This is a genomic window from Pseudomonas sp. JZ134 (genome assembly GCF_051027695.1).
Lineage (GTDB): Bacteria > Pseudomonadota > Gammaproteobacteria > Pseudomonadales > Pseudomonadaceae > Chryseomonas > Chryseomonas luteola.
In genome coordinates, this window is the sequence record NZ_CP069250.1 from 509,439 (window position 1) to 527,703 (window position 18,265).

Here is an 18,265-nt window from a genome sequence, read left to right on the forward strand (position 1 = left end):
TATTGAAATTTAGGGATTTTATTGAAATTTTTTTGAGAGAGGGCTGCTTGGTCTCTTCTGATTTACGATATTTTTATCTATCACCTTATAAATTTATATAGCCATGGCTTCCCTCTACCTTGCGTCTCATGATTTAGTCATCCGGCACCCTAAGATGACGCCTCTGTTCGTTCATCAGCCGACCAGCTGTCGATAAAACTTATCTCGGGCAGTTGCTTTACAAGAAATTAAGATGGACTATTGTGGTATGACGACATACAGCATATAGCTATCGTCTAGAGTCACATTTAAGGTTTTATTGCGTAGTTTTGTTGTAAGCGGCAATTCCATACTAATAAAAACAGGAAGCTGGTATGACAACTAAGTCTATTCTGCAGGCTAGATCTACATGGGTGACAGGCGCGTTGTTGCTGGCAGTCAGCACGAGCAGTCTGGCAGCCCATATGCGCGAAGTGGCGACGTCCGGCTGGGCAACCCAGAACGGTGGTACACGTGGAGGCTCTGCCGCCATGGGAACCGATATCTATACTGTACGTTCTGCCACCGAGCTCAAACAGGCGCTAAGTGCAAACGCTGCAAGCAGTGGGCGCATCATCAAGATTGTCGGAACGATCGATATCAGTGACGGAAAACCCTTTACCAGTACGAGCGACATGGCCGAACGCGGCCTGCTGAATGTTCCGGGTAATACGACCATTATTGGTTTGGGCAAACAGGCCGGTATTGTGGATGGGTTCTTCATGATCAAGCAGAACAACGTGATCATGCGTAATCTCACGATCGAAAATGCCTGGGACCCTTCGCCTACCTGGGATCCGGATGACGGTGATCTGGGTAACTGGAACTCGGAATTCGATGGCGTCACGATCAGCGGTGCCAGTAACGTCTGGCTCGATCATCTGACCTTTACGGATGGCGGGCGCCTGGACGATCCGAATGAAATCGGTAATGGTGTTCATATCCAGCATCATGACGGTGCGCTGGACGTAGTTCGGGGTGCCAACTATGTCACTGTGTCTAACACCGTTTTCAAATTGCATGACAAGAACATCCTGATCGGTAACAGCGATAGCCGCGCGGATACAGATAGCGGCAAGCTAAAGGTCACGATCCACAATTCGGTTTTTCAGGATGTAGGCCAGCGCGCACCACGGGTACGGTTCGGGCAGGTGCATCTGTACAACAACCTTCATCTTGGTAGCACCAAGGACGCTGTTTATCCCTTTGTTTACGCCCACGGAGTAGGTAAGTCCTCCGCCATTCTCTCGGAAGCTAATGTCTTCGCGATTTCCGGTATCAGCGGGTGTGAACAGGTAACGGCCAATTGGGGTGGCACGGTTTACAAGGATGTCGGTTCGCTCATCAATGGTCGGAAAATGACCTGCTCGTGGGATCCGAATATCGGTTGGGCTCCGCCGTATCGATACATCAAATTACCAGCTTCACTCGTACCGCTTGCCGTGCCTGTAAGAGCCGGTGCAGGCAGGATCAACTTCTAGCGAGCCAGCGTTCGTCTCGATTGGCTTTAAACATCCTTTTGAACATTAAATGCCTGAGCGTTATGGCTCAGGTGTTTCTCCAAGATGTCTTTGTTCAGCCTAATAGCAATATGCCGGTATTTAGATTGTTAGATTTATAAATGAGCGGCAGTAAACCCAACGTAGGAAAAACAAGATGAAGATGAAGTGTGGGCAACTCAAGGTATTAACGTTGAGCGCGGGTCTGTTGATGTCTGTCATGGCCTCGAGCAGCTTTGCCGCCGACGTACTGGAAGCCGCCAGTACCGGCTGGGCTACGCAGAATGGCGGTACGAAAGGCGGCGCGGCGGCGGCGTCGGTCAATGTCTACACCGTACGCAATGCAACAGAACTCAAGAATGCGCTGAAAGCCTCCGCCAGCAGCCGTATCATCAAGGTCTCCGGCAAGATTGATATCAGTGACGGCAAGGCCTACACCACGACCAGCGACATGAAAAGCCGCGCACAACTGAACGTACCGGCTAACACGACCATTGTGGGCCTGGGCTCTACTGCGCAGATCGTTAACGGGTTTTTCATGATCAAGGAAAATAACGTGATCATGCGCAACCTGACTATCGAGAACCCATGGGACCCAGTGCCGGTCTGGGATCCGGATGATGGTAGTCTGGGTAACTGGAACTCGGAGTTCGATGGCGTCACCATTGAAGGGGCCAATAATGTCTGGATTGATCATCTGACCTTTACCGATGGCAGCCGTCCGGATGATCCAAACGAGATCAAGAACGGGCGGCATGTGCAGCATCACGACGGCGCGCTGGACGTGAAGAAGGGCGCGAACTACGTGACCATCTCCCATACCATCTTCAAGCTGCACGACAAGAACATCCTGATTGGCTCCAGTGACAGCGCCAGCTCGACGGACAGCGGCAAGCTCAAAGTCACCATTCATAACTCGATCTTCGAAAACGTTTCTCAGCGTGCCCCACGTGTGCGTTTCGGGCAGGTACATCTGTACAACAACCTGCATGCCGGCAATACGAAGGATCCCGTCTACCCGTTCTACTCGGCCCATGGTGTCGGCAAGTCTTCAGCGATTCTGTCCGAGGCCAATGCCTTTAACATCAGTGGTATCAGCAGCTGCGACAAGGTCACTGCGCAGAACGGCGGCTCTGTCTACAAGGACGTTGGTTCATTGATCAACGGCGCCACGATGAGCTGTTCCTGGGACGCCAATATTGGTTGGACGCCCCCTTATAAGTACACCAAGATGGCCGCTTCGCTGGTAGCTTCCAGCGTTCAGTCTTCTGCTGGCGCAGGCAGAATCAGTTTCTGATTGACTGCTGACGATTCTGGCCCCTCTGGTGCTTTTGCTAGAGGGGTTTCTTGTCTACCACACAGGCCGTTGTGCGTCGTTTATCGGCCTGCATGTTATGGAACCTCGACGCGTCGACAGACGAAAGCAGAGACGCTACTCATTTTGGTTGAGAGCTATCTTTAGAAATCTAAAAATTCCAATATGACATTATTGCAGTGAAACTCATTTGCGTTGAGCCTGCGTGCGCGTTACAGACACTAAACAGTAAGGACGTGTACATGACCATGAAATCAGGCTCGCTCAAGAAGCCGGCTTTACTGGGCGCAGGCGTGGTGCTGTTGACCGCTGCCGCCAGCACCTTTGCAGCGGATATGCGTGAGGCGGCCAGTACAGGCTGGGCTACGCAAAACGGGGGAACCAAGGGCGGCGCAGCTGCAGCCTCCGCCAATATCTATACCGTACGCACCGCCAATGACTTGAAGAACGCGTTGAAGGCCTCGGCCAGCAGCCGCATTATCAAGGTCTCTGGCAAGATCGATATCAGTGAAGGCAAGGCCTATACCAGTACCAGCGAGATGAAAAAGCGCGCTGAGCTGGTTGTGCCTGGTAACACCACGATTGTGGGCCTGGGCTCTACTGCGCAGATCGTCAACGGGTTTTTCATGATCAAGGAGAACAACGTGATCATGCGCAACCTGACCATCGAAAATCCATGGGACCCCACACCGGTTTTCGATCCGGATGATGGCGATGCCGGTAACTGGAACTCCGAGTACGACGGCGTCACGGTGCAGGGCGCGAGTAACGTCTGGATCGACCATATGACGTTTACCGACGGTAGCCGCCCTGATGATCCGAGCGAGATCAAGAAGGGTCGCCATGTGCAGCATCATGACGGGGCGCTGGACGTGAAGAAGGGCGCCAACTACGTCACCATCTCCAACACCGTGTTCAAGCTGCACGACAAGAACATTCTGATCGGCTCCAGCGACAGTGCCAGCTCGACCGACAAGGGCAAGTTGAAGGTCACTATCCATAACTCGGTTTTCGATAACGTTACGCAGCGTGCGCCGCGTGTACGGTTTGGTCAGGTACACCTGTACAACAACCTGCACACAGGTAACACAAAGGACGCGGTCTATCCGTTCTACTCCGCCCATGGAGTAGGCAAGTCATCGGCTATCCTGTCTGAGGCCAATGCCTTCAACATCAGCGGCATTAGCAGTTGTGACAAGATCACCGCCAAGAATGGCGGCTCTGTCTACAAGGACGCCGGCTCGCTGATCAATGGCGTTTCCATGAAATGCTCATGGAATTCCAATATCGGTTGGACGCCCCCTTACAAGTACACCAAGATGGCCGCTTCCCTCGTGGCCTCCAAGGTGCCTTCCGAGGCGGGCGCAGGCAAGATCAGTTTCTGACCCGCCTGACCGCCATCTGCCTTTAATGGGTGGCGGTTTTCTGCCTATCTTCTCGCCTTTTCTATCCCTTCCTGTCTGGCATGCTGCTTTGCGCGCGATACATCCATTTGCATGCTTAGCCATCTAAATAGTTAATAATTATAACGTTCGATAATCGATCGTTAAGACCGTTAATGTCTTGACGGTAGGCAGGCTGACGTCAAGTATCCAGAAGGCAAGCACATAGAGATGAAGACAACGGCATTCATCCAAAAGTTAATAATAAAAACAATATGGGGCTAGTCTATGTTCATTCGTAACGATTCACCCGCTTACCCTGCGTTATTCACCTTCCGTATTCATACCGTTTTTCGGCTACCTCGGCACGTTAACGACGTGTCGCTGCTCTCCGGCTGACCAAGACCTTTCGTTTTCCAGCACTGATCCACAACAACAATAAACAGGTATCGGTCATGTCCTTATCGCTTTCCTGGCGTGCCGGCGCGCTGGCGCCCTCATGCCTTGCTGTTGCGTTATCCGGAGTTTCCCTGGCGGCTCAGGCTGCCCCTTCAGTGGTATTGGAGCAGTCGCGTCCTGCGCCGCTCGATAATGCTCTGGAAAAAGCACGTCCTCTACCACCCGGGCCGCCTCGCTGGGCGGAGGACTATCGGTTTCTGGACGATGCTTCCAAGCGGAGCGACTTTTTTGATCCGCTCCGTTATCAGCGGCTGTCCGATTCAGCCTGGGTCCAGTTTGGTGCGGAAGCGCGCTACCGTGCGGATACCATCAATAACCCAGTCTTTGGGCTGCGTGGTGTGAACAAGGATTCCTACATTCAGCAACGGCTTCAGGTCCATGGTGATCTGCATCTCTTGGATGACCAAGTCCGTGCGTTCGTCCAGCTGGAAAACACCCGGGCCTGGAACAAGGCGCTTTACGGGCCGTATGACCAGAGCAGGACGGAGCTGCATCAGGCCTTTATCGACATCAATACCAATACCCTGGGCGGGCGGCTGATGACGCGGGTAGGGCGTCAAGAGCTGGGTTACGGTAACCAGGCGTTTGTTACCTACCGTGATGCACGCAATATCCGGCTCAATTTCGATGGGGTACGCCTGAGCTATTCCCGTCCCGGCGGCTACAAGCTCGATGCCTTTGGCTTGCGTCCCGTCGAGACAGGCGAAGACAGCTTTGATGATGGCTCCAACAATAACGTCAAGTTTTATGGGTTGTACGGCACGCTACCGCTGACAGCCATCCTGAAAATGGATGTATACGGATTTGGCCTGGAAACCAACGAGCGCACCCTGGATGGGCTGACTGGAAGCGAAAAGCGCTACACCGGAGGCGTGCGGCTGTTTGGCAAGCAGGCCGGTTGGGACTGGTCGTGGGATCTGGCCTACCAGGGTGGTCATCTGGAAGGGGCGCGTATTCGTGCCTGGGGTATCAGCAGCGAGACGGGATATACCTTCAGGCAGCCCTGGAAGCCACGATTGGCGGTGCGTTTCGATGCAGCCAGCGGTGATGACCGCTTTGGTGATGACAAGATTGGCACATTCGACCCATTGTTTCCCAAGAATGGTTTCTATGGAGATTCGGGGCTGACCACGCTTTCGAACATGTATCTGATCGGCCCGCTGCTGACATTCGCCCCACGCGAGTACCTGCAGTTGGAAGCCGGTGCCTTTGCCGTCTGGCGTGAAAGCACCCGCGATGGCGTTTATCTGCCGGGCATGTCCTATGTGCCGGGAACCCCCAACAGCTCATCGCCCAAGACAGGCAACCTGTTTCGCAACAATCTGCGCTGGCTACCAACCGCCAACCTGACCGTGGACCTGGAATACAGCTATTTCCAGGCGGGTAAGGCCGTGCGGCAGGCCGATGGCTCGGATACACACTTCGGCATGGTTTCAACAACGTTCCGTTTCTGATGCGCCTGACCCATGAGGAGGTTTCGCTATGACTACGCTCGGGATGGCTGATGCCCGTACACGCCTGACCATAGGGTTGTGCTTTGTGGTGGCTCTGCTGGAGGGAATGGATCTGCAGGCCATGGGCATCGCAGCGCCCAGTATGGCTGCCGCGTTTGGCTTCAAGCCGGCGCAGATGGGGTTGGTCTTTAGTGCCAGCATTCTGGGCTTGCTACCGGGGGCCTTTTTAGGAGGTTGGTGCGCCGATCGGATCGGGCGCAAAAAGGTGCTGATTGCCTCGGTTGTGCTGTTTGGTCTCTTTTCGCTGGCCAGCGCTCATGTCTGGGATATGCAGAGCCTGTTGATCGCACGCTTCATGACCGGCATCGGGCTGGGTGGGGCGTTACCCAACCTGATTGCCCTATCCTCCGAGTCGGCCGGCGAGCGTGCCCGCAATACAGCGGTAAGCCTGATGTATTGCGGTGTACCACTGGGTGGTGCGCTGGCGGCCATTGTTGGTCTGCTGGAGACCGGGCTGGGCTGGCGGACGGTATTTTATGTAGGAGGCTTTGCGCCGCTTCTGGTGGCGCCCCTGCTGGGCGTGTATCTGATGGAGTCATCGGCGTTCGTCAAAAGCCGGCAGGCGGCCCGGGCAACCGAGCAGTCCATTCGCACCTGGGATGGCCTCTTTCATCAGGTAAGGGCATCCACCACGCTGATGCTGTGGGTCAGCTACTTTTTTACCCTGACGGTGATGTACATGCTGCTCAACTGGCTGCCATCGCTGCTGGTTGGGCAGGGGTTCACCCGCAGCCAAGCCGTGACGGTTCAGATCCTGTTCAATATCGGTGGCGGTATCGGCTCGGTCCTGTTCGGTCTGCTGATGGACCGCTGGAAACCCCGAATCGTCGTGGTCGCCATCTACGCCGGTATCTTGGCCGGACTGGCGGGGCTTGGGCTTTCGAGCAGCTTTGCCGGGGTCATCATGGCGGGATTCCTGGCGGGCCTCTTTGTAGTAGGCGGCCAGTTGGTGCTGTATGCGCTGGCGCCTCTGGTGTATCCGGCGGCCGTACGAGCGACCGGGGTGGGCTCAGCCGTGGCGATCGGACGATTAGGCGCCATGGCCGGTCCGCTCCTGGCCGGTCAGGTACTGGCCATGGGCGGCGCGGCATCGACCCTGGTCATCGCAACAGCCCCCGGCGTGCTGATCGCTGCGGCGTCTGTGCTCTGCCTGCTCAACCGACAGGCCGCCAAGCCGGTCAGCACAGGTGTGCTGGCAGGTGAACCGGCTCATTAAGGAGAAACCATGTTCAGATCTCTATGGGTAGCCGCCTTGTTGACGGCTAGCACGTTACTGTCAGGCGTCTCGCTGGCAGAGGAAGCACGGGAAAAGCCTGCCTTTGATCCGCCGCCGCTTGGGTTGGAAAGATTGGCCCGGTTTGAGGTCGATCTGACGGCGCCTGTCTGGGAGCTTGGCAAGACGAGCGAGCTGGGCAAGCGCCGAATCATCCCGATTACCGGTGGCCGCTTCGAGGGGCCATCGTTTAAGGGGGAAATTCTTAACAACGGAGCGGATTGGCAGGTTGTGACCGACGATGGGCTGGCCGTCATCGATACACGCTACCTGCTCAAGACCGATGACGGCGCGCTTGTTTACCTGCAAACCAAGGGGTACCGCTACGGTCCGCCAGAGGTGATGAAGGATGTGGCCGCCGGTAAGCCTGTCGATCCGAGCAAATACTTTTTCAAGGTCACGATGATATTTGAAACCAGCGCCGAGAAGTATGACTGGCTCAATCGGGCCATCGGCGTTGGCAGTGCCATGCGCCTGGGCAAGGCTGTGGTGTATGACGCCTATCTGCTTAAATGATTGATTGGACTAACTATTTGGGTGACGCCTCGAAACATGTCAAAAGGAGGCCGGCTCTTGGCGGTATAGGAGGGACATAAATAATTGTAAAAAGCTAAAAATAGTTAATTGACATAACTATTTTTCTGCCTTAGCTTGGACTCACAAGAAGCACAACAACAAGGGTTCCGCCATGAGCAATTACGAAGGTCGCTGGAAAACAGTAGAGGTGAAGGTCGAAGAGGGCATTGCCTGGGTGACCCTTAATCGTCCCGAAAAGCGCAACGCCATGAGCCCGACGCTGAACCGGGAAATGCGCGAGATTCTGGAAACGCTGGAACAGGATGCCGATGCCGGGGTAGTGGTACTGACCGGGGCCGGCGATGCCTGGACGGCAGGCATGGACCTCAAGGAATATTTCCGCGAGGTGGATGCAGGCCCTGAGATTCTTCAGGAAAAAATCCGCCGTGAGGCCTCCGAATGGCAGTGGAAGCTGCTGCGAATGTACAGCAAGCCGACCATTGCCATGGTCAACGGCTGGTGTTTTGGCGGTGGCTTCAGCCCGCTGGTGGCTTGTGATCTGGCCATTGCCGCCGATGAGGCCACGTTTGGTCTCTCCGAAGTCAACTGGGGTATTCCGCCTGGCAATCTGGTGAGCAAGGCGATGGCGGATACAGTCGGCCATCGTGAGTCGCTCTATTACATCATGACAGGGCGTACCTTCGATGGGGTCAAGGCTGCCCAGATGGGGCTGGTCAACAAGAGTGTCCCGCTGGCGCAGTTGCGCGAGGAAACCGTCACCCTGGCGCGTGAGCTGCTTGAAAAGAATCCGGTGGTGCTGCGGGCGGCCAAGATTGGCTTCAAGCGCTGCCGTGAACTCAACTGGGAGCAGAACGAAGACTACCTGTACGCCAAGCTTGACCAGGCTCGCCTGCGCGATCCCGAGCATGGACGTGAAGAAGGCATGAAGCAGTTCCTCGATGAGAAAAGCATCAAGCCGGGTCTGCAAACCTACCGTCGTTAAAACGCCGGATACCCTTGCGCCTGTGTAGCCACTGAGCTGCCCAGGCGGGCGTTCGGACGTATGCTGTATGTGCAGTTCCTGACAATTACAAAAACGAGGATCGCATCATGTACGAGGTTTCCCTGCTGATTGGTGGCCGTCATGTGCAGGCTTCCAATGGGCGTCAGTTCGAGCGTCGCAATCCGCTGACCGAGCAAGCCGTCACTCGCGCAGCCGCAGCTAGCCTTGAAGACGCTGATGCTGCTGTCGCGGCGGCGCAAGCAGCGTTCCCGGCCTGGGCGGCGCTGGGCCCTAATGAGCGCCGGACACGCTTGCTCAAGGCTGCTGAACTCATGGCCAGTCGTGCGGATCAGTTCGTGGCGGCTGGACAAGGCGAGACGGGCGCCATGCCCAACTGGTACGGTTTCAATGTGCATCTGGCCGCCGGCATCCTGCGTGAGGCGGCCTGCATGACAACCCAGATCACCGGACAGATCATCCCTTCCGATCTGCCGGGCTCGATGGCCATGGCAGTGCGCCAGCCCTGTGGCGTGGTCGTCGGCATCGCACCGTGGAATGCGCCGGTCATCCTGGCGACCCGTGCGATTGCCATGCCGCTGGCCTGCGGCAATACCGTAGTGCTAAAAGCCTCCGAACTGTGCCCGGCCGTGCATGCCCTGATCGGTGATGTGCTTCATGAAGCCGGGCTGGGTGACGGAGTGATTAACGTTATCCACAACGCACCAGAGGATGCGCCGGCTATCGTCGAGCGGCTGATTGCAAACCCGGCGGTACGCCGCGTCAATTTCACGGGCTCCACAAGAGTAGGCAAGATCATCGGGGAGCTGGCAGCGCGCCATCTTACCCCGGCGGTGCTGGAGCTGGGCGGTAAGGCGCCGCTTCTGGTGCTGGACGATGCGGACCTGGATGCTGCGGTAGAGGCTGCTGCCTTTGGTGCTTTCTTCAACCAGGGTCAAATCTGTATGTCGACCGAGCGGCTAATCGTGCACGAGTCCATTGCCGATACGTTCGTGAGCAAGCTGGCCGACAAGGCCAGAACGCTGCTTGCAGGCGACCCGCAGGCCAGCACCTCGGTCCTGGGGGCATTGATCGACCGGGCCCCGGCCGAGCGCCTGCAAAACCTGATGGATGACGCCCTGACCAAGGGCGCGCGTCTGGCGGCAGGCGGAGAGATCAATGGCTGCCTGATGCAGGCCACTGTGATCGATGGCGTAACGCCCGACATGAAGCTCTACCGCGAAGAGTCCTTTGGCCCGATGGTGTCAGTCATTCGGGTAAAGGACGACGAAGAAGCGCTGCACGTGGCCAACGACTCCGAGTATGGCCTGTCTGCCGCCGTGTTCAGCCGCGACGTGAACCGCGCTCTGGGGCTGGCTCAGCGGATCGAGTCCGGCATCTGCCACATCAATGGGCCGACAGTGCATGACGAAGCCCAGATGCCGTTCGGCGGCGTGAAAGGCAGCGGCTATGGCAGTTTTGGCTCGGCGGCTTCGGTCGAGCATTTTACCCAGCTGCGCTGGATTACGCTCCAGACAACGCCCCGACATTACCCCATCTGAACCCACGCTATTCCTGGCAACAACAATGACAACACCGGCCTGAAACAGGCTGGCCATGCATGGGGCCTGATGCGCGAATTCAGTCGTGCTCGGCCCCCTGCGTGCCAACAGGAGGTATGCGACGTGAACTGCGAGTCCGAGCTGTGCATTGAAAAGGTCGGTGCGGCCAAGCCCCGATACCGTTCGGTGTCGATCGGCCATCCGGCTGTAGACATCCGCCATGAGCAGAATGGCACTATCCGCATGCAGGCTCTGGAACCCTTGGCGCCGTTACCGCAGCGCTTGCTTGATCGCCTGGTCCATTGGGCCAAGGTACGGCCCGATCAAACCTTTGTAGCGGCACGTGAACAGGGCGGGGAGTGGCGGCGCATCACCTACGCCGACATGCTCCAGCGCGCACGTGCCATCGCACAGACCCTGCTGGGGTTTGGGCTTTCTGCCGAGCGCCCGTTGGTCATCCTGTCCGGGAACGATCTTGAACATTTTCAGCTGTGCATGGGCGCGCTCTATGCAGGTATTCCCTATTGCCCGGTCTCACCAGGGTATTCGCTGCTTTCCCAGGATCTGGGCAAACTCAAGCATGTAATCGATCTGCTTGATCCTGGCATGGTGTTCGCCTGTGACGGTGAGCTGTACCGCCGCGCCATCGAGGCGCGTGTGCCTGCGGAGGTGCCCGTAATCCTGACGCGGGGCGATCTTGACGGGCGGCTCTGTATTGCGTTCGAGGAGTTGCTCGCCCAGCCCGGCGGCGCCGAGGCGGATGCGGCTTTTGAGGCCACAGGGCCGGACAGCATTGCCAAGTTTCTCTTCACCTCTGGCTCTACCAAGCTGCCAAAGGCGGTAGTCACTACTCAGCAAATGCTCTGCGCCAATCAGCAGATGCTGCTGCAAACCTTTCCCACCTTTGGCGAGGAGCCGCCTGTGCTGGTGGACTGGCTCCCGTGGAATCATACCTTTGGCGGCAGCCACAACATTGGCATCGTGCTGTACAACGGCGGCAGCTTCTATTTGGATGAGGGCAAGCCTACGCCGCAGGGCATGGCTGAAACCTTGCGCAATCTGCGGGAGATTTCACCTACCGCGTATCTGACCGTACCCAAGGGCTGGGAGGAGTTGGTTACTGCGCTGGAAAATGATCCTGAGTTGCGTGAGCGATTTTTCGCCAAGATAAAGTTGTTCTTCTTTGCCGCCGCAGGGCTTTCTCAAAGTGTCTGGGACCGTCTGGATCGTGTAGCGGAGCGGCATTGCGGCGAGCGTATCCGCATGATGGCCGGGCTTGGCATGACTGAAACGGCGCCGTCCTGCACCTTTACTACCGGGCCACTGTCCATGGCGGGCTATGTCGGGCTACCGGCGCCGGGCTGTGAGGTCAAGCTGGTGCCGGTGGACGGCAAGCTCGAGGCACGCTTTCGCGGACCGCACGTGATGCCGGGCTATTGGCGCTCACCAGAGCACAACGCCCAGGCCTTTGACGAAGAAGGCTTCTACTGTACCGGCGATGCGCTCAAGTTCGCGGACCCGCAGCAGCCGCACCTGGGGCTGATGTTCGATGGGCGGATCGCCGAAGACTTCAAGCTATCGTCCGGTGTGTTCGTCAGTGTGGGGCCGTTACGCACACGCGTGGTGCTGGAAGGCGCGCCCTATGTCCAGGATGCGGTCATTGTCGGCCCGGACCACGACTGCCTTGGCCTGCTGATCTTTCCCCGTCTGCCTGAGTGCCGAGCCTTGTCCGGCCTGGGTGATGATGCCTCGTCCGCCGATGTGCTGGCCTCACCTTCAGTACGCGCCTGGCTTGCCGGGCTGCTCAGGCGGCTCAATCGGGAGGCAACCGGCAGTGCCAGCCGGGTGGAGTGGGCCTGCCTGCTCGATGAGCCGCCCTCTATCGATCGAGGTGAAATCACGGACAAGGGTTCGATCAACCAGCGCGCCGTGTTGCAGTGGCGAGCGGATCGGATCAAGACAATCTGCCAGGGCAATGACGCCTCGGTTGTTCGTTTCGAGGCGATGGAGGCAGCGCGATGAACAATTCTGTGGGGATCAAAGCGCGTACTGTGATGGGACTCGTCACCGGATGGATGCTTTTATCGATGATGACCACTGCCCAAGCGGCCACCGGTGTGGCTCCCCAGACGGAGCTGGTTTACGAGGCGACCGTGGAGATTGCCGATACCGTGTCCCTGGGTAAAGGCCCCCTGGGGGAGCGTCGTATCGTACCGATTACCGGCGGGCGTTTCGTCGGTCCCAGGCTGCGTGGCAAGGTCTTGCCGGGCGGGGCGGATCGGCAGCTGGTCCGTGCCGATGGCGTCCAGCAGCTCGATGCCTTGTATGAGATGCGTACCCATGATGGCGCGATCCTGACGATCCACAATCAGGCCCTGATCCACGAGCTGGATACCAAGCCCTATGCCTTCTCGACGCTGACCATTACCGCTCCGGACGGCCCTTACGGCTGGTTGAATCGCTACGTTTATGCCGGAACCGTCGAAAGGGCACCCTTGCAGCGCAACGCCGTACTGATTCGCGTGTACCGCCTCAAATAGGAAACTGCCATGGCGCGACAACAGGGCTTGTATTCTGCATTCGACGACGTGGTGCTGCTTGGGGGTGTCCGTACACCCTGGGTAGATTACTGCGGCGCGCTGGGGCAGGCTTCACCGATTGACCTGGGCATCAAGGTCGCGCGCGAGGTACTGGCGCGCAGTGGCGTGGCGCCGGATCAGGTTGATAGCGTTCTGGCAGGGTCTGTCGCTCAGGCCAGTTTCGATGCTTACCTTTTACCCCGACACATCGGCCTTTATGCAGGCGTTCCCTTAGAGGTGCCGGCCCTGCAGGTCCAGCGTATCTGTGGCACCGGTTTCGAGTTGCTGCGTCAGGCAGGTGAACAGATTGGCTTGGGTCAGGCCGAGATCGCCTTGTGCGTCGCCAGCGAGTCCATGTCTCGCAATCCCATTGCGGCCTATACGCACCGGAGCGGTTTTCGCCTGGGAGCCTCGGTGGAGTTCAAGGACTTTCTCTGGGAGGCCCTGATGGACCCGGCACCGGGTATCGACATGATTGGTACCGCTGAAAATCTGGCCCGTCGCTACAGCCTTACGCGTGCCGAGGTTGATACCTATGCATTGGCAAGCTTCAACCGGGCGCTGGCAGCACAGGAGGCGAGATGGTTTGCGGATGAAATTGTCCCTGTGCAAACCGAAGAATTTCGGCTGGAAGGGTATCGCACGCGGGGTATTCAATTGCCACGTCATGTCGCTTCTGTCGCTATCGACAGTCATCCGCGGCCCACGTCACTTGACGCACTGGCCCGGCTCGCCGCGATCCACGAGGGCGGTGTGCAGACGGCAGGCAACAGCTGTGCAGTGGTTGACGGTGCTGCGGCGATGGTCGTGGCCAGAAAATCAAACCGGACAGACAAGCCACCGCTAGCCAACCTGTTGGCCGCTACCGCGGTCGGGGTTGCTCCAGAGGTAATGGGCATCGGCCCGGCGCCGGCCATCCGCCTGCTGCTCGAGCGCAGTGGGCTGACGCTGGCGGAGATCGCTCGCTTCGAGATCAACGAGGCGCAGGGCGCTCAGGTGTTGGCTGTCCAACGTGAACTGGATATCGATCCGGAAAGGCTGAATACCTGTGGCGGTGCGATTGCGCTGGGACATCCCCTGGCCGCAACCGGCCTGCGCCTGACGCTTACCCTGGCGCGACAGCTACAGGCCAACCACGAACGCTATGGCATTGCCGCCGCGTGTGTGGGCGGCGGGCAAGGCATGGCGGTGCTGATTGAAAACCCGAACTATCGTTAAGAGAATGCCATGACCTATCACCCTCCGCTGCGCGATATGCGGTTCGTTATTAATGAATGGCTCGATGCTCCTTCGACTTGGTCTGTAATACCAGCCTTTAGCGAAGTGGACGCTGATCTATCCATGCAAATCCTGGAGGAAGCGGGGCGTTTTAGTGCCGACAGGTTGGCGCCGCTTAACGCCTCGGGCGATCGTCAGGGCTGCCAGCTGCAGGATGGACAGGTGACGACGCCGTCCGGGTTTGCCGAGGCCTATCAGGCCTATGTCGAGGGTGGCTGGCCCGCCTTGGCTTGTGACCCGGCCTGGGGAGGGCAGGGCCTGCCACAGTTACTGGACGCGGCGCTTCAGGAAATGCTGGTTTCCGCCAACCATGCCTGGGCCATGTATCCCGGTATTGCCCATGGTGCATACGAATGCCTGCGCGCCCATGCCTCAGAAGCGCTCAAGGAGACTTACCTTAATAAAGTTGTGAGTGGCGAGTGGCTTGCCACCATGTGCATCACCGAGCCCCAAGCCGGCAGTGACGTTGGCCTGATTCGCACCCGGGCAGAGCCGATAGAGGAGGGACGCTATCTGCTCGACGGCAGCAAGCTGTTCATCTCGGGTGGCGAACATGATCTGACATCCAACATCGTGCATCTCGTACTGGCTCGCCTTCCTGATGCGCCTGTCGGTAGCCGCGGGTTGTCCCTGTTCCTGGTGCCCAAGGTGCTTGAGGGCACGGCTAATGGCGTGTACTGCGAGAGCCTGGAGCACAAGATGGGTATCAAGGGCAGTGCAACCTGTGCCTTGCGTTTCGAGGGGGCCTGCGGCTGGTTGATTGGCGAGCCCCATCGGGGATTGGCGGCAATGTTTGTCATGATGAATTCGGCACGCCTGCATGTAGGGTTGCAAGGGTTGGGACATGTCGAGTCGGCCTATCAGCAGGCACTTGTCTATGCCTGGGAAAGAAGGCAAATGCGCGCGCCGAAGCGCTCTGAAGAGACGGCTGAAGCAGCCGATCTGCTTGTCCATCATCCGGCCATGCGACGCGTTTTGCTGGAACTACGGGCTTGTAGTGAAGGAATGCGGGCGCTGGGGTACTGGGGAGCGCATCTGCTGGATCTGGCCGAGCATGCGACAGAGGCCGATGAGCGCGCCCGCGCCCATCAACTGGCATCGCTGCTGACACCGGTCATCAAGGCATTCTTTACCGAACAGGGGTTTCAGCAGGCCAGTGCGGCGCTGCAGGTGCTGGGTGGTTATGGCTACGTGACAGACTTTGGCATTGAGCAGACCCTGCGCGACAGCCGGATCGCCATGATCTATGAGGGCTCCAACGAAATTCAGGCCAATGACCTGCTCGTGCGCAAGGTCATCGGCGACAGGGGAGCAGCACTGGGCAGGCTTCTGGAGCACTATCAGGCAGAAGCCGAGCGGTGTTTGGCAACGCCTTCGTGCAGGTCTTATGGTGCGGCGTTAAGACAGGCCTGCCACCAGACTTGGCAGGTGACAGCGGACTTGATGAGTTCTAGCGATTCGGAATGGCCCTACCGCGCTGCGTTGGATTATCTGCGCTTGCAGGGCTGGTTAGGATTGGCATTTGTCTGGGCACGTACGGCTCGGCTGGCCGAGTCCCGTCAGGAAGATGCATTTTATAGAACCAAAAGCGAAACGGCCCGCTTCGCGTTTGACTATCTGCTGCTCAATGTTGCGCAGACCGCGGACGCTATCAATGTGAGCCGGGCACCTTTACCTGCTTTATAGGAGATAGTGGCGAAACGGTCGGGATCTGGCAGTAATTGGTGTGAAAACGGCAGGCATAATGGGGTGATGGCAGGCATTTCGTCAGCTTTTTTTGTAGAGGTTGTTTATCGTTTTATGGCCCTTGAGCGCTGAAAGCGCCATGTCTGAGCGGTTGTAAGACCTTGATCGAGTCAAGGCTGACCGCAAGCGTCATGCGGCAGGCGGAACCACACGGGTAACGGCTCTCTCCATACCTTCATATCCCTCCCATATGACAGGTAACTTCATGGCAGACGCTGTTAGCTCCGCAACCGAGAGCCATATCAAGCCCAAGGCCTATATGGCAATGGTGGCTACCGTTGCAGCCATCGCCGGAGGGTTGTACGGCTATGATACGGGCATCATCTCCGGTGCCCTTCCACAAATTGCCCAGGACTTCGAGCTTAATCACCGCGCCCAGGAGCTTGTCACGGCCGCCATCTTGCTGGGTGCGGTAATCGGTGCCCTGAGTTCGACACGTATGTCGGCAAGGCTTGGGCGTCGGCTGACCATCGTGATCGTGGCGGGTATCTATTGTGTGGGGGTGGTTGCTGCTGCTATCTCTCCCAATGTCTGGTGCCTAGGGCTGTCTCGCCTGGTGCTGGGCTTTGCAGTCGGCGGCTCGACGCAAATTGTCCCCACCTACATCGCTGAGCTGGCACCTCCCGAAAAGCGGGGTCGCCTGGTGACCTATTTCAACGTTTCCATTGGTGTAGGGATTCTCCTGGCTGCGATTGTGGGGGTGGCTGGCCAGAACCTCTTTACCTGGCGCTGGATGATTGGGGTTGCGCTTGTACCTTCGCTGGTGCTGTTGTTTGGCATGACCCGAATGCCGAGAAGTCCGCGGTGGCTGGTCGAGCAGGACCGCCCGAAAGAGGCCAGGCATGAGCTGTCCAAGGTGCGGGATACCGCGGGGGAGGTGCGCGAAGAGATTGCGGATATCCAGGAAGTTGTGGACAAGAAGGAGGAGCATTCGGTAACAGGCTGGCGGGCCATGCGCCAACCGTGGTTGCGACCGGCGCTTGTGGCCGGCCTGGGCGTAGCGGCGTTTACCCAGCTCAGCGGTATCGAGATGATGATCTATTACACGCCGACGTTTCTGAAGGATGCTGGCTTTGGCGCGTCCGCTGCGCTGTGGTCAGCCCTTGGCGTGGCAATTACTTATCTGGTCATGACGGTAATCGGTAAGCTGATTGTCGATAAGGTCGGACGGCGAACGCTGAGCCTGGCGATGATTCCGGGGGCAGTTGTGGCGCTTCTGGTATTGGGCGCCGTGCTGCACTTCAATTTGGCGGGCGATTCGCAGGGCTGGTGGGTAGTGGGGTGCCTGATCGTCTTCATGATCTTCAATGCAGGCGGCATCCAGGTGGTAGGCTGGCTGACCGGATCGGAAATCTATCCGCTGGCTATTCGGGATCAGGCGACCGGTGCTCATGCCGCCATGCTCTGGGGGTCCAATCTATTGCTGACCGGGACTGCCTTGAGCATGACGCAATGGCTGGGTGTAGGCGGTGCGATGTGGGTTTACGCCGGACTCAATGTCCTGGGCTGGGTCTTCATCTTCTTCCTGGTCCCGGAAACGGGTGGACGAAGCCTGGAAGACATCGAGCGGTCACTGAAGGCCGGTTCCTTCCTGCCCCATCGCACCCACAAGCAGCCCGCGTAAATGTAATGCGCCGGGCTACCGGTAGACCTTGTGCAACAAGTGCAGCAGTTGCTGCCGCTCCTCGGTACTCAGGGCGGCGGTGGCCTCGTTATCACTGCGGATAGCCACTTCCTTGAGCTGCTTGAGCAGGGTCTCGCCGGTTTTGCTCAGAAAGATGCCATAGGAGCGCTTGTCGGCCTTGCAGCGTATACGTAGCGCAAGGCCCAGCGCTTCCAGCTTGTTCAGCATGATAACCATCTGCGGTGGCTCGATGGCCAATGCACGCGCCAGCTCGGCCTGCATGAGGCCCGGGTTCTGCTCGATCAGCGTAAGGGCGGTGAACTGGGCGGGGCGAAGATCATAGGCTTCCAGCTCATTGATCAGATGCTGGAAGACTTTCAGCTGAGCCCGACGCAGGGCATAGCCGATCACCTCGTCCAGAAATGGCGAGTTGATTTCGCTGCTTTCTTCCATATCGGTCGTATCGACTGCAACCTGCTGTTTTTTATTCATTGAATGAG

At 57.8% G+C, this 18,265-nt stretch carries 14 protein-coding genes; 13 read left to right on the top strand and 1 reads right to left on the bottom strand.

The window, feature by feature from the left end; translation table 11 throughout:
- Window positions 1-353: 353 nt before the first annotated feature.
- From JQR86_RS02270 to JQR86_RS02330, 13 genes are all read left to right on the top strand, one after another.
- Window positions 354-1,499, top strand: a complete 1,146-nt coding sequence (locus JQR86_RS02270) for a pectate lyase family protein (protein WP_407362399.1) — start codon at window positions 354-356, stop codon at window positions 1,497-1,499.
- 175 nt (window positions 1,500-1,674) lie between these two features.
- On the top strand, window positions 1,675-2,814 hold the full coding sequence (locus tag JQR86_RS02275; RefSeq protein WP_407362398.1) for a pectate lyase family protein: 1,140 nt from the start codon (window positions 1,675-1,677) through the stop codon (window positions 2,812-2,814).
- Between the two features lie 260 nt (window positions 2,815-3,074).
- The gene (locus JQR86_RS02280) at window positions 3,075-4,217 is read left to right on the top strand and encodes a pectate lyase family protein (protein WP_407362397.1); all 1,143 of its coding nucleotides are present in this window, start codon (window positions 3,075-3,077) and stop codon (window positions 4,215-4,217) included.
- A 452-nt stretch (window positions 4,218-4,669) separates the two neighbouring features.
- Window positions 4,670-6,127, top strand: coding sequence for an alginate export family protein (locus JQR86_RS02285; protein ID WP_407362396.1), 1,458 nt, complete (start codon window positions 4,670-4,672; stop codon window positions 6,125-6,127).
- A gap of 28 nt (window positions 6,128-6,155) precedes the next feature.
- Entirely contained in the window at window positions 6,156-7,403 is a 1,248-nt protein-coding gene (gene mhpT / locus JQR86_RS02290) for a 3-(3-hydroxy-phenyl)propionate transporter MhpT (protein ID WP_010795915.1), read from the top strand.
- A gap of 9 nt (window positions 7,404-7,412) precedes the next feature.
- Window positions 7,413-7,976, top strand: a complete 564-nt coding sequence (locus JQR86_RS02295) for a DUF3237 domain-containing protein (protein WP_434154240.1) — start codon at window positions 7,413-7,415, stop codon at window positions 7,974-7,976.
- A gap of 172 nt (window positions 7,977-8,148) precedes the next feature.
- Window positions 8,149-8,979, top strand: coding sequence for a p-hydroxycinnamoyl CoA hydratase/lyase (locus tag JQR86_RS02300; protein ID WP_010795913.1), 831 nt, complete (start codon window positions 8,149-8,151; stop codon window positions 8,977-8,979).
- 107 nt (window positions 8,980-9,086) lie between these two features.
- Window positions 9,087-10,538, top strand: coding sequence for an aldehyde dehydrogenase (locus JQR86_RS02305; protein WP_434154241.1), 1,452 nt, complete (start codon window positions 9,087-9,089; stop codon window positions 10,536-10,538).
- Window positions 10,539-10,661: 123 nt separating this feature from the next.
- Window positions 10,662-12,560 carry a feruloyl-CoA synthase gene (locus tag JQR86_RS02310; RefSeq protein ID WP_434154242.1) on the top strand — a complete coding sequence of 633 codons (1,899 nt, stop codon included), beginning with the start codon at window positions 10,662-10,664 and terminating at the stop codon, window positions 12,558-12,560.
- Window positions 12,557-13,078, top strand: coding sequence for a DUF3237 domain-containing protein (locus JQR86_RS02315; RefSeq protein WP_122041533.1), 522 nt, complete (start codon window positions 12,557-12,559; stop codon window positions 13,076-13,078). The genes JQR86_RS02310 and JQR86_RS02315 overlap by 4 nt, the downstream gene beginning before the upstream one ends.
- A 9-nt stretch (window positions 13,079-13,087) precedes the next feature.
- Window positions 13,088-14,335 carry a thiolase family protein gene (locus tag JQR86_RS02320; protein WP_407362393.1) on the top strand — a complete coding sequence of 416 codons (1,248 nt, stop codon included), beginning with the start codon at window positions 13,088-13,090 and terminating at the stop codon, window positions 14,333-14,335.
- Between the two features lie 9 nt (window positions 14,336-14,344).
- Window positions 14,345-16,081 (top strand): acyl-CoA dehydrogenase family protein, encoded by a 1,737-nt coding sequence (locus JQR86_RS02325; RefSeq protein ID WP_434154243.1) that lies wholly within the window; start codon window positions 14,345-14,347, stop codon window positions 16,079-16,081.
- Window positions 16,082-16,346: 265 nt separating this feature from the next.
- Entirely contained in the window at window positions 16,347-17,765 is a 1,419-nt protein-coding gene (locus JQR86_RS02330) for a sugar porter family MFS transporter (RefSeq protein ID WP_407362391.1), read from the top strand.
- 15 nt (window positions 17,766-17,780) lie between these two features.
- On the opposite strand, the gene JQR86_RS02335 is transcribed toward JQR86_RS02330, so the two are convergent.
- Entirely contained in the window at window positions 17,781-18,218 is a 438-nt protein-coding gene (locus JQR86_RS02335; protein WP_230382266.1) for a MarR family winged helix-turn-helix transcriptional regulator, read from the bottom strand.
- Window positions 18,219-18,265 lie beyond the last annotated feature (47 nt).

What these genes read in the sequence shown, in the direction of transcription:
- JQR86_RS02275 (WP_407362398.1), top strand. Translation starts at nt 1,675, where the DNA reads ATGAAGATGAAGTGTGGGCAACTCAAGGTATTAACGTTGAGCGCGGGT.
- JQR86_RS02270 (WP_407362399.1), top strand. Translation starts at nt 354, where the DNA reads ATGACAACTAAGTCTATTCTGCAGGCTAGATCTACATGGGTGACAGGC.
- JQR86_RS02330 (WP_407362391.1), top strand. Translation starts at nt 16,347, where the DNA reads ATGGCAGACGCTGTTAGCTCCGCAACCGAGAGCCATATCAAGCCCAAG.
- JQR86_RS02315 (WP_122041533.1), top strand. Translation starts at nt 12,557, where the DNA reads ATGAACAATTCTGTGGGGATCAAAGCGCGTACTGTGATGGGACTCGTC.
- JQR86_RS02280 (WP_407362397.1), top strand. Translation starts at nt 3,075, where the DNA reads ATGACCATGAAATCAGGCTCGCTCAAGAAGCCGGCTTTACTGGGCGCA.
- JQR86_RS02300 (WP_010795913.1), top strand. Translation starts at nt 8,149, where the DNA reads ATGAGCAATTACGAAGGTCGCTGGAAAACAGTAGAGGTGAAGGTCGAA.
- JQR86_RS02285 (WP_407362396.1), top strand. Translation starts at nt 4,670, where the DNA reads ATGTCCTTATCGCTTTCCTGGCGTGCCGGCGCGCTGGCGCCCTCATGC.
- mhpT (WP_010795915.1), top strand. Translation starts at nt 6,156, where the DNA reads ATGACTACGCTCGGGATGGCTGATGCCCGTACACGCCTGACCATAGGG.
- JQR86_RS02335 (WP_230382266.1), bottom strand. Translation starts at nt 18,218, where the DNA reads ATGGAAGAAAGCAGCGAAATCAACTCGCCATTTCTGGACGAGGTGATC.
- JQR86_RS02325 (WP_434154243.1), top strand. Translation starts at nt 14,345, where the DNA reads ATGACCTATCACCCTCCGCTGCGCGATATGCGGTTCGTTATTAATGAA.
- JQR86_RS02305 (WP_434154241.1), top strand. Translation starts at nt 9,087, where the DNA reads ATGTACGAGGTTTCCCTGCTGATTGGTGGCCGTCATGTGCAGGCTTCC.
- JQR86_RS02320 (WP_407362393.1), top strand. Translation starts at nt 13,088, where the DNA reads ATGGCGCGACAACAGGGCTTGTATTCTGCATTCGACGACGTGGTGCTG.
- JQR86_RS02295 (WP_434154240.1), top strand. Translation starts at nt 7,413, where the DNA reads ATGTTCAGATCTCTATGGGTAGCCGCCTTGTTGACGGCTAGCACGTTA.